This is a genomic window from Aerococcus sp. 150760013-2, assembly GCF_053627715.1.
The window spans coordinates 118,393-130,120 of sequence record NZ_JBSEYI010000006.1; the positions used below are offsets into that span (position 1 = coordinate 118,393).

Here is an 11,728-nt window from a genome sequence, read left to right on the forward strand (position 1 = left end):
ATCCATCTTCTATACTGTATATTTTACCATATTGAAAGACCGCTTTCATAATGATAGCCTAGCTTCAACGGTTTCTCTTCTTTGAAAACAAGCTTATGCAATAAAAAAATTCTCCACAAACGAGGCATACTACCTGCTAGCTTGTGGAGAATTGATCTATTACTTATTTTTATATAGGTTTAATTTTGGACTAAGGGTGTCACATCAAACTTGATTTCATGATTTTCATCAATTGAGATATTAACAGCTTGTTGTTTACTAATAGTACCTGCAATAATCGCACGTGCTACTGGCGTTTCCACTTGGTTAGTGATGAAACGACGCAATGGTCGTGCACCAAATTGTGGGTCATAAGCAGTATCACCAATCCAGCTAACTAATTCGTCACTAAATGTTACAGCAATTTCTTGGCTAGCTAAGCGGTCACTTAATTGTGCTAACATCTTGCGTACGATACCGTCCATATCATTGTGTGATAATGGTCTGAATAAAATAGTGTCATCGATACGGTTTAAGAATTCAGGTCTAAAGTGTATTTTTAAAGCACTTTGAACAGCTTCTCTTGCTTCATCATCGATTTTGCCGTTCTCATCAGTACCGTCTAACAAGGCATCTGATCCTAAGTTACTTGTCATAATGATGATGGTATTTTTAAAGTCTACAATTCGACCTTGTGAGTCAGTTAGACGACCGTCATCTAAGATTTGTAATAGAATATTGAATACATCTGGATGGGCTTTTTCAACTTCATCTAATAAGACCACTGTATATGGATTACGACGGACGGCTTCAGTTAATTGACCGCCTTCTTCGTAACCAACGTAACCAGGTGCTGCCCCGATTAAACGGGTCACATTGATTTTATCCATGTACTCACTCATATCAAGACGGACCATATTATTTTCTGAATCAAACATGGCTTCAGCTAAGGCTTTAGCCAACTCAGTTTTACCAACACCAGTCGGTCCTAAGAATAAGAATGAACCTAACGGACGGTTTGGATCTTGAACACCGGCACGTGAACGTAATACTGCATTTGTCACGCTATCAACTGCTTCATCTTGACCTACTACACGTGTATGTAAGGTGTCATCTAAGTGAAGCAATTTTTCACGTTCCCCTTCAACTAATTTAGTCACGGGGATCCCAGTCACTCTTGAAACGACTGCTGCGATAGAGTCTTCAGTTACAGATTCTTCTACCAAACGGTCAGCGCTCTTGTCTGCATGCTCGTGGTAGGCTTTTTCCATATCTGCCAATTCTTGTTCCAAAGTTGGAATAGTCGCATGTTGTAATTTGGCTGCTTCTTCTAGATTGTATTCATTTTCCGCTTGTTCCAAGGCATGTTTAGCATTGTCAATTTCTTGACGTTTAGCGTTGATATCAGACATACCGCCTTTTTCAACTTGCCATTGCATGGTTAATTGGTTAGTTTTTTCACGGACATCAGCTAATTCTTCTTGAAGGTCAGCTAACCGGCGTTTACTTGCTTCATCTTTTTCTTCTTGTAAGGCTTTTTCTTCAATTTCTAGTTGAATTAAACGACGACGTTCTTGGTCTAATTCTGTTGGTAATGAATTCATTTGCACGCGGATTTCAGCACTAGCTTCATCCACCAAATCAAGCGCCTTATCCGGTAAGTACCGGTCAGTGATGTAACGGTCTGATAATTCAGCTGCCGCTACTAAAGCTTGGTCATGTATCGTTACTTCATGGTGCAATTCATACCGTTCTTTCAAACCACGTAAGATTGAAATAGTATCTTCAACACTTGGTTCTTTCACTAAAACACGTTGGAAACGACGTTCCAAAGCCTTGTCTTTTTCCATGTATTGACGGTATTCGTCTAAGGTTGTGGCACCAATGCAGTGCAATTCGCCACGAGCCAACATCGGTTTAAGTAAGTTCCCAGCGTCCATTGACCCTTCAGTCTTACCAGCACCTACAATGTTGTGGATTTCATCGATAAATAAAATAATCCGGCCGTCTGCCTTTTTCACTTCATTTAAGACTGCTTTCAACCGTTCTTCAAATTCACCCCGGTATTTAGCACCTGAAATCAAGGCACCCATATCTAATGAAAAGACTGTTTTGTCTTTTAAGTTGTCAGGGACATCTTTTTTCACAATACGTTGGGCTAAACCTTCAACGATAGCGGTTTTACCTACACCAGGTTCACCAATTAGGACCGGATTATTTTTAGATTTACGAGACAAGATACGAACTACATCACGAATTTCTTCATCACGTCCGATGATAGGATCCATTTTACCTGCTTTAACTTGTTCGACTAAATCGACACCATATTTCTCTAAAGCTTCATAGTTTTCTTCTGCTTGTTTACTTGTCACATGATCACCCTGTCTCAAATTATCAATTTTTTCTTCTACCGCTTTTGCAGTAATTTGATGTTGCTTGAACCATTTTGCAAGGTCAGTATAAGATACATCATTGATGGCTGCTAATACCATTTCGGTGGATAAAAATTCATCACCTTGTTTTTCCGCGCGTACTTGAGCTTTTTGAATTAATTCTCCCAAGCCACGTGATATTCCTTGACCATATTGTACGTTCGTACCTTGGACCACTGGAATTGCATCTAATTCACGGTTTAATTCTTCAGTTAATGCTGCCATCGGCACATTTAAATCTTCATAAAAGTCATAAGCAAAGTTTCCAGGTTGCACCAACGCTGTAAACATATGGGGAATCCCAATTTCTTGATGTTTACGAGTCATAGCAATTTGTTGGGCATTTGCGACGGCTTCTTGTAAGGTTGTAGTCATTTCCATGTTTGCCATTTCACATCACTCCTTTTACTTTATGCTTATAGTATATCACTTTGGTCAGGATAGGTCAAACATTTATCAGTGAAATTTTTGACCTTTTTTAACCATCAAAATCCTTGATATATCAATATTATAACCGAGACTTGACTCTAAACATCAAACTAAAGGTCAATATGTGACCACTTACTTTCTTTGACCAATTCAATATGGCGTACATCATCCCACAAAATCTTGCGACTACCGATTAAAAAATAGAAATAATTACTCTCCCCATTAAACCAGCCAAAGATATGGTCAAGGTAGCGACCTAAATAATCTTTTAAAGACAATTGAATAGAAACAGGATAGTGGTTTAACCAAGCTTCTTGCAAGACTTGGTCAACCTCTTCCCTCGTCATCTCTGGCAGTGGGATAGATACCTTAGCTGCATCCTTATGGTTGGATTGAATGCCTTTGACCAATTCATCCATGGCATAAGCAGTAGCCCACTTCATGCCAAAGGTCCGGTCTTCGTATTCGTTATAAGGCGTGAAGTGTTTACGGGTCCTTGGGTGTCGTTGCTTTTTTAACCATGACAATTGGGCCCGTCTTCTAGCGTTCGGGAGTTCCCAAGGTTCAAATCGCTTAGCCATGCGCCTCACCTTCGATACCCGCCATACCACCAGCATGTCCGCCGACTAAACTAGAGCGTTCAATTGCCCGACCGCCAGCTTTAAGAGACGAGGCATAGACCAGACTCTTAAAACCATATTTCTTACGGATGGTATCCACAATCACATCTGTTTTCAAGTCGACTACTTGATTGTTTTCACTTTCAAATAGATTTAATTGGACTGCTTGATGGTAAACAAGGTTGCCACTGTGTAAAGAAATATGCCGGATGACTTGGTTTTCATAAAGTAAGGACAGCAAGTATAAGGCCACTTCAGCAATCACCTTACTTTGATTGGTCGGTGTCACCTTGATTTGCTTATGAATACCCTTTTTACCACTTGCATCAAAGTAGCCCATGGAATAGCCTAAGCCAAGACCAACAACTTGGGTTTGCGCGCCAGCTCGTCTTAAACGAGTCCCAATTTGGTCAGCCATTTCCTTGACGACGACAGCAATTTCAGCCTTATCGGTGTAGTCTTTTGGTAGCACTTGACTGTTGCCGATAGACTTGTCTTTGGTGGTATAAGGGGTACCGAGAAAAGACCGGTCCACGCCCCACGAATGGGCATAAAGTTGGGCACCCATGACCCCTAATTTATCTTTTAATACGTGATAAGAAGAATGGGCGAGGTCATAGACATTATTAATACCCATCCCTTTTAGTCGGCGGGCCAATCGGTGGCCAATACCGCAGACTTCTGTTAAATCAGCAATCTGCCATAAGGTATCCGGCACATCCTCATACCGCCATTCAGCAATCATATCGCCCTCATTTTTCGCGCCAATATCTAAGGCCACTTTGGCTAGAAACGGGTTATCGCCAATGCCAATCGTGGTATAAATGCCGGTCTGGTCATAGACATCCTTTTGAATTTTCTGAGCCATTTCATATGCATTATTCACCTTAAATAGGCGAAATGAATCCGTCACATCTAAGAAACTCTCATCTATTGAAAATACGTGATGGTTGGCTTCGTCCACGTAGCTTTTATAGATCCGATTAATCTCTTGATTCTTCTCCATATAAAACCGCATACGCGGTTGAGCGATTACCAAATCTTCTGGATAGGGATAAGGTAAATCACGGGCCCGGGTCACGTTGGAAATATTAAAGGCTTTCTTAGCGGCGGGCGAGCTAGCCAAAATAAGGCCCGAACCCCTACTCTGACCACCTTTTTCATCATGATAGGACATGACCACTAATTTTGTTGTTAGTGGATCTAAATTACGCGCAACTGCCTCCACTGAAGCATAAAATGACTTACAATCGATACACAAAATATCGCGACTGGGTTCCTTTGAATAATCAAACGTTACATTATTTGCAAACATCCTCAGTCCTCCTTAGCTTAGATATTTAATCTTTTATTCCAAAAAATCGAACGTATGTTCTAAATAATAATAGAACGTATGTTCGCAAAAAACAAGTAGTTTCAAAATTTTTTTCTATAAATTAAAAAGACCACGAACTATATTCGCAGCCTTTTTCACTCAACTATTTAAATAATATGCTATTTTTTATCATTTTTTCGTTCAACTACTAAATCAATCGCCATCACTACACCTAGAATAATCGGCACCACATCAGCTGGCACATGGTCTTCAATATCAATCACAAAAGTATCGCGAATTGAAATCAACTTACGGTCGATACGGGCAATTCGGTCGCCATTTTCATCCGTAATACGGAAATCAAAATCAAGGATATTCCCCTTAACATCCCAATCCAAGGACGTTACTTTGTAGTTATCTCTAAATAAGGAAACCTTCTTACGAATTTCAGCTACCTTGTCATTATTTTTATCGTATACATCTACCGTTGGCATTAAATCAATCATTTGCTCTTTAACTTGTGCCACTTCTTTATCCTGAGCTAGGTCAATAATGCGAAATTGTTGGCCAATTGATAGCCATTTATTTTTAACTTTGTAAACTGGATCGCCATCTTGATTCGTCAAATTAAAATCACGTTTAAGTGAGAGTAATTGATTTTTCATATATAATTTCATTATTTTATTACCCTTTCTACTGTTAATTCATATTTAATTATATCTGTATACTAAGGTAAATCTACATCATATCACTCATACTTTAGTCCGAAATACATAAATGCTCAGGTATAATAAAAGATATATCTATAAAAAAGGAGTCATCATGTATTTAACTATTTTCGCTATCTTACTTATTGTCGCCGGTTTCGTTAACGGGTTTATCTTTTTATTTAAATACCCCAAAGAATTTCAATCGACAAAAATCATCCATGGTTTCTTGACGCTATTCTTACTTCTTATCGGCTTATATTTATTGATAAAAAATGTATAAACCAAAAATGACAGCAGTTGCAATTTACACAACGGCTGGCATTTTCGGTTATAAGTCAAAAGTTATGAGACGATGGGAAAATATCAGATGGAGATGTCAGTTATAAAAGACGTCCCCCAATTAAGTCAATCTAGGCCTCTTTTATAATATTTTTTGAAACCGTTTCATTTGAAGTATGAATATATATATACTACCATTTACTATGTAACCCTTATTTAGAAGAAATTAATGCGACGTATGACATTATAATACATTAGGAGGACTATCACATGTACATCAGAAAATCAAAATTACAGTATCATGCAAAACCTGAGAAAAGTAACCCTATTATCGCACGACGCTTACAAGAGATTTTAGGGGGTCAATGGGGAGAAACTACAGGAATGTTGGCCTATACGCTTCAAGGTTGGAACACTGTTGGCAATGAAAAATATAAAGATTTATTATTAGACACTGGTACGGAAGAAATAGGCCATATGGAAATGTTAGCCACCATGATCAATGACCTATTACGTGACGCTCCTACTGATACGATAGAAGAGTTTGCGAGAACTAGCGATCCAGCGACTGCTGCAATACTTGGTGGTATGGACCCTCAACATGCATTCGTCAATGGTCTTGGTGCAGGGCTATCTGATTCTAACGGAAACCCGTGGAGCGCAAATTTCATCGTCTCAAGCGGGAATTTACTCGCTGATATGCGCTTCAACGTTGTCCGTGAATCACAGGCACGCCTTCAAGTATCACGAAACTTCCTGCAAACGGAGGATAAAGGTGTTCGCGATATGCTAAGTTACCTCATGGCTCGTGAAACGCAGCACCAACTTCAATTCTTAAAAGCTTGTGAAGAATTGGAAGAAAAATATGGTCCAGTTGTACCACATGCTACTCAAGACTTACAAAAACAAGGTAAGGAGTTTACACATACACTTTACAACTTCTCAGAAGGGGAAGCCTCTCAAGCACTCGAAGGAGAAACTGCCCGTGATGGAAACAAATTCCACTATAGTAGTGACCCCATTATGGCAGGTGGTGAACCTGATTTAACAGCTGCCCCAGAAATATTAAGAAATACGCCACCTGAAGATCCAAACACTGCTGTTGAAGAAGGACGCAGAATGCTTGAAGGTGATAAAAATACAAGCAAATAGTTAAAAAAATAAAAATATACTTGGCTTAGACTTATGTGATATGCATAAGTCTTTTTTTGTGTCGTCTTTTCATCGAAAGAAGATATATCCAAAGGCTACATTATTTTCTTGAGCATCTTTCAAAAAATACGCTTCTGTTAATTGTTCTGGATAAAAGCCATCCTCAGTTCCTTGCGTTTCTCGCACGGCACTACATAAGTTGGTTTTACTAGAAAGACAGAATTTACATTCCCTGCATTCAGCCGTGTACAGCGGAATCACATAATCCCCTGGTTTTACTGAAGTCACTTCATCCCCTACAGAAGCGACAACACCAGCACCTTCTTGACCTAATACAGCCTGAAATACGCCCTCTGGATCATCACCCGATAAAGTAAATGCATCAGTATGACAAACTGAAGGATGCAAGATTTTTACTAAGACCACTTTTGCCTTCGGTCCTTCTACATCGACTTCTACAATTTGAAGCGGTTCCCCTGGTTTAAATGCAACAGCAGCTTTACATTTCCACAATCTCGTATTATAATCCATTATACAATACTGACTTTTTTGTCAGTATATACAAAACATCAATAGAAGGAGATGGCACTACATGACCATTCATTATAAAGAAAAAACTTTTTTCACTAGCAAGGATTTGGCTTTATCCGTTATAGGTGGACGTTGGAAAATAGCGATTATCTGGTGCTTGCTACAACAGTCTCCATTAAGGTTAAGTGAAATACAAAGATACCTTCCCGATGTCAATCAACGTATGTTAATTAGACAATTAAGAGAATTAGAAGATGACCAAATCATTACTAGGGTTGTATACCCGGTTGTACCTCCTAAAGTAGAGTATCAACTAAGTGAAATTGGTTTACACCTAGAACCCGTTGTAACTGCTATTTGTGATTGGGGAGATAGTTTTAGAGATTTTTTGAAAGAAAACCCTACTGAAACTTCAGTTGAAGAAAAGTAAAAATATGAAATTTGATTGCTCTAAAAGTAAAAAATTAAGAGAACAGGCATCTTAACAACCTGTTCTCTTATTTTTTATTTTCAATACTATACGTCTATATTTGTTATGCGTTGATGTAGCATAAGCCATAACACATGGCTAGCGACTCTTCATTAGTAACTGAATTGCTTGTTGAATACGCTCTTCACCTGTGCTGCCATCTTTAATATTTTCTTGCACACATTCTACTAAATTTTCGGCAACAATTAAACTAATCGTACGATCGATACTAGAGCGAACCGCTGATAATTGAGTCACAATATCCACGCAATCTTTTCCTTCTTCCATCATATTCAAAACGCCATGCAATTGACCGTCAGAACGTTTCAAACGGTTCACAATTTTTTTATCGTATTCCATTAAACAATTTCTCCGTTCCAAGCAGAAATTCCGCCCATTACATTTATCACGTTGTATCCTTCTTGTGCTAATTGTTGACAAGCCTTTGCAGAACGTGCTCCAGAGTGGCACATTACATAATACTCTTGGCTTTTATCCAGTTTATTTTTTTCAGCTGGAAGATTACTTAAAGGAACGTGGATTGCGCCGTCCAGGTGACCATTTTCCCATTCGTTGATTTCTCTAACGTCTACTAAAGGAAGATTCTCTTTTTCCCATTTTTGTTCGAATTCTGACATTGATATTGAATTATACATTATTTTACCACCTTTTCTGGTTTTACTGTTGAGTAAAGAGCAAATGCGCCATCTAAATTTTTGGCTTGGTAGCCATTTTGTTTCAATATTCTTTCTGCTGCATAGCTACGCAGTCCACTGTGACAGCTGACAATAATCGGTTGATCTTTGGGCAACTCCGCCATGCGGTCTCGCAAACTATCTAAAGGAATATTGATTGCACCTTTTAAGCGGCCGTTGGATTTCAGTTCACCTTCATTTCGAACATCTAGCAGTAAATATCGTTCTGCTTGCTTGTCTTCTAATTCATACCACTGAACAGACTCACTAATGCCTTCCATAAGATTTAAAGCTACATAACCAGCCATATTAACAGGATCTTTAGCAGAACCAAATGGAGGGGCATAAGTGAACTCTAATTCCGGCAACTCTTGCACCGTCATTCCGGCTTTAATAGCTGTAGCAATGATATCAATCCGTTTATCTACACCGTCTTCTCCGATGGCTTGAGCGCCATAAATTTTACCTGTGGTCGGATGAAATAATAACTTTAATACAATAGTTTTTGCATTAGGATAGTAGCCAGCATGACTTTTACCTTGAATGTGTATCACTTCGTACGCCTCATCCGCTTGTTGCAATTGGCGTTCATTCAAACCGGTCGACGCTGCTGCCAATTTGAACACTCGTACAATCGCTGTCCCTATGCTACCTTTATTTTTACGGTCTAATCCGCTAATGACATCAGCCACTTGACGGCCTTGTCGGTTAGCTGGCGAAGCCAATGCAATCATTGTGTCTTCTCCGTTGATTTGTTGTTTAACGACAATCGCATCCCCCACAGCGTAAATATCTTTTTGACTAGTTTCATATTGGTCGTCAACGACTATCCCACCGCGTAAACCTGTTTCGACACCGGCTGTTAAAGCTACCGTTGTTTCCGGTTTTACACCGGCAGACATTAAAGTGATATCACTCTCCAAGCGTTCTCCATTTTCCAATACTACGATTTTACCTTTTTCTTCAAATGATTCAGCTGCCAACCCTGTATACAATTTTATACCATTAGCTACTAATTCTTTCGTTATATAAGCTGCCATTTCCTCATCAAAAGGTGGTAGTACATGTGGTGCTTTCTCTACAATAGTAACTTCCATTCCACGTTGGGCTAAACTTTCTGCCATTTCTAGCCCGATAAACCCAGCACCTATGACCACTGCTTTTTTAGAGTTGTGTATATTGATAAAGTTGGCAATCGCATCGACATCAGGAACGGAACGTAAGGTAAATATATTCTCTGCTTCTTCTAATCCCTTTGCTTGTGGAATGAATGGTTTTGCTCCTGGGGATAAGATTAATTTATCATACCCCAGCGTGTATGTTTCTTGATCGGTTTTTACGACCACTTCTTTATTATCGGAATCGATAGAAATAGCTTCACTATTTGGCCGCACATCTAAATCGAATCTTGCTTGCAACGTTTCTGGCGTTTGAACTAACAAGTCCGTCCGTTCATCAATTTCTCCAGCGACATAATAAGGCAAACCACAATTAGCAAATGACACATAGGGCCCTTTTTCTAACACGATAATTTCTGCTGTTTCATTCAACCGTCTTAACCTTGTAGCGGCAGACATTCCGCCTGCTACACCACCTATAATGACTATTCTCATTAATTATTACCTCCTTTTGTTGCGCCTGTCCAGGCCATCATACCGCCACGGACGTTGATAACATCATGCCCTTGTTTCAGTAACATTTTCGTTGCTCGTTTACTACGCATCCCCGATTGACACATTACATAGACTTGACCTTTAGGCGTGTAGTTAGCAACTTTAGACAATGGTATATTTTTTGCTCCTGGAATATGACCATTTTTAAATTCATGTGGTTCTCTCACGTCAATAATTTGCGGTTTATCCGCTAATTTCTTTTCCAATTCAGTGGTTGAAATCGTAGGTATTTTTTTAAAAAACATATTTTTCCTCCTCAATAGATGATTATTTTATGGTTACTTTTTCCGTTAAATACGCTTTCAGTACTTCTTTTGGTTGGTAGCCAACTATTTTTCCAACCGGTTGACCCTCTTTATATAAAACCATAGTTGGAATACTCATAATACCCAGCTGACTGGCTGTTATATTATTTTCGTCAATATTCAACTTTGCAATTTTAATTCTAGGTGCAAATTCTGCTGCTAATTCTTCTAATACTGGTCCTAGCATTTTACATGGCCCACACCAAGGCGCCCAAAAATCGACTAGTGTAATCCCGTCTTGTACTTCGGACGGTAGTGTGCTATCAGTTACTTTTACTGTCATTTGATTGCTCCTCTCTAATTATCTTTAGTTTGCTATTTCTTTTCACTGAAAATGTACTTAGCACTAGATCATATCCACCTTTAACAAATGGCTGACACCGCATTATACGTCCAGCTTGCATCAGAGATCCTTTTGTTGCGCCGTGTTTTCCCACCCCTTCAACAGCACGGTGCGAGCAAGTGGGATACTCACGACATCTCGGCGGAAGCAGTGGTGAAATCCCTTTTTGATAATCTTTAACTTGGTAAAAGGATGTTGCTTTTTTATATACCCCTATGTGTATTTATATTATACCCCCATAGGTATTATTTGTAAAGTTTTTCTTACTGAAGGATGCAGACTGCAAATAACATTTTTTAATATTTTATTTGTTATCTAGATATAGTACTACCGAACAGTGTTAAATAGGCTTGAATATATAGGTAACTTAATGGTATCTAGTGATTTGAGAAATCATTGTAAATAGAAGAAGGATATTAACGGTATGCTTATTTTTTATCGCAGAGAAGCAAGAAATTAGACAACTACAGTAACAAATGCACGGAGAATCAAAAAATGAAGAAAAGAAACAATACGTCGGTTAATTCATTCAGGAACTCCTCTAGAAGTCTATTTTGGCATACCTAATACTAATGTTGAAGAAAGGGAGAAAATATGAAACGGAAGTGCACCAGAAATAAAAAAATAAGAGAACAGGAAGTTTTACAACCTGTTCTCTTACTTTTAAATTTAAAGTTACATGCTATTTTGCAAACTGACTGTTATGAACTACAACGCCATTAAAATGGCGTGTTTCTAGGAACACTCATGACTTGTTCCACTTATTTCAAAGCAAAACAGCGGTCTAAGCTATTTA

Annotated in this window: 12 protein-coding genes and 1 pseudogene; 2 read left to right on the plus strand and 11 right to left on the minus strand. The window is 38.7% G+C overall.

The genetic code is table 11. The annotated features are described in order from the left end of the window. Positions 1–179: 179 nt before the first annotated feature. From clpB to ACUW85_RS04670, 4 genes are all read right to left on the minus strand, one after another. The gene (clpB, locus tag ACUW85_RS04655) at positions 180–2,801 is read right to left on the minus strand and encodes an ATP-dependent chaperone ClpB (RefSeq protein WP_182023288.1); all 2,622 of its coding nucleotides are present in this window, start codon (positions 2,799–2,801) and stop codon (positions 180–182) included. A 149-nt stretch (positions 2,802–2,950) separates the two neighbouring features. Next, positions 2,951–3,421: a hypothetical protein gene (locus ACUW85_RS04660; protein WP_182023287.1), complete on the minus strand. Its 471-nt coding sequence runs from the start codon at positions 3,419–3,421 to the stop codon at positions 2,951–2,953. Beyond that, complete coding sequence (locus ACUW85_RS04665) at positions 3,414–4,775, minus strand: Y-family DNA polymerase (RefSeq protein WP_182023286.1); 1,362 nt, start codon at positions 4,773–4,775, stop codon at positions 3,414–3,416. Before ACUW85_RS04665 ends, ACUW85_RS04660 begins: the two co-directional genes overlap by 8 nt. Before the next feature lie 179 nt (positions 4,776–4,954). After that, positions 4,955–5,452 carry an LURP-one-related/scramblase family protein gene (locus ACUW85_RS04670; protein WP_182023285.1) on the minus strand — a complete coding sequence of 166 codons (498 nt, stop codon included), beginning with the start codon at positions 5,450–5,452 and terminating at the stop codon, positions 4,955–4,957. Positions 5,453–6,034: 582 nt separating this feature from the next. On the opposite strand from ACUW85_RS04670, the gene ACUW85_RS04675 reads away from it, so the two are divergent. After that, positions 6,035–6,916, plus strand: a complete 882-nt coding sequence (locus ACUW85_RS04675; protein ID WP_182023284.1) for a manganese catalase family protein — start codon at positions 6,035–6,037, stop codon at positions 6,914–6,916. A gap of 135 nt (positions 6,917–7,051) precedes the next feature. Here the strand turns inward: ACUW85_RS04675 and ACUW85_RS04680 are convergent. Further along, positions 7,052–7,447: pseudogene (locus tag ACUW85_RS04680) on the minus strand (alcohol dehydrogenase catalytic domain-containing protein); the annotation flags it as partial. A 61-nt stretch (positions 7,448–7,508) separates the two neighbouring features. Between ACUW85_RS04680 and ACUW85_RS04685 the strand changes: the two are divergent. Beyond that, on the plus strand, positions 7,509–7,877 hold the full coding sequence (locus tag ACUW85_RS04685; protein WP_182023283.1) for a winged helix-turn-helix transcriptional regulator: 369 nt from the start codon (positions 7,509–7,511) through the stop codon (positions 7,875–7,877). Positions 7,878–8,015: 138 nt separating this feature from the next. Here ACUW85_RS04685 and ACUW85_RS04690 read toward each other — a convergent pair whose 3' ends face one another. From ACUW85_RS04690 to yidD, 6 genes are read right to left on the minus strand one after another with little or no spacing between them, the layout of a single operon-like run. Continuing rightward, positions 8,016–8,276 carry a metal-sensitive transcriptional regulator gene (locus ACUW85_RS04690; protein WP_016896863.1) on the minus strand — a complete coding sequence of 87 codons (261 nt, stop codon included), beginning with the start codon at positions 8,274–8,276 and terminating at the stop codon, positions 8,016–8,018. Further along, positions 8,276–8,572 (minus strand): rhodanese-like domain-containing protein, encoded by a 297-nt coding sequence (locus ACUW85_RS04695; protein WP_182023282.1) that lies wholly within the window; start codon positions 8,570–8,572, stop codon positions 8,276–8,278. The genes ACUW85_RS04690 and ACUW85_RS04695 overlap by 1 nt, the downstream gene beginning before the upstream one ends. Further along, positions 8,572–10,224 (minus strand): FAD-dependent oxidoreductase, encoded by a 1,653-nt coding sequence (locus ACUW85_RS04700; protein WP_182023281.1) that lies wholly within the window; start codon positions 10,222–10,224, stop codon positions 8,572–8,574. The genes ACUW85_RS04695 and ACUW85_RS04700 overlap by 1 nt, the downstream gene beginning before the upstream one ends. Further along, the gene (locus ACUW85_RS04705) at positions 10,224–10,529 is read right to left on the minus strand and encodes a rhodanese-like domain-containing protein (protein ID WP_149255816.1); all 306 of its coding nucleotides are present in this window, start codon (positions 10,527–10,529) and stop codon (positions 10,224–10,226) included. The genes ACUW85_RS04700 and ACUW85_RS04705 overlap by 1 nt, the downstream gene beginning before the upstream one ends. A gap of 22 nt (positions 10,530–10,551) precedes the next feature. Further along, the gene (gene trxA, locus ACUW85_RS04710) at positions 10,552–10,872 is read right to left on the minus strand and encodes a thioredoxin (protein WP_149255817.1); all 321 of its coding nucleotides are present in this window, start codon (positions 10,870–10,872) and stop codon (positions 10,552–10,554) included. Beyond that, positions 10,853–11,149, minus strand: coding sequence for a membrane protein insertion efficiency factor YidD (gene yidD, locus ACUW85_RS04715; RefSeq protein ID WP_182023368.1), 297 nt, complete (start codon positions 11,147–11,149; stop codon positions 10,853–10,855). Before yidD ends, trxA begins: the two co-directional genes overlap by 20 nt. Positions 11,150–11,728: the final 579 nt, after the last annotated feature.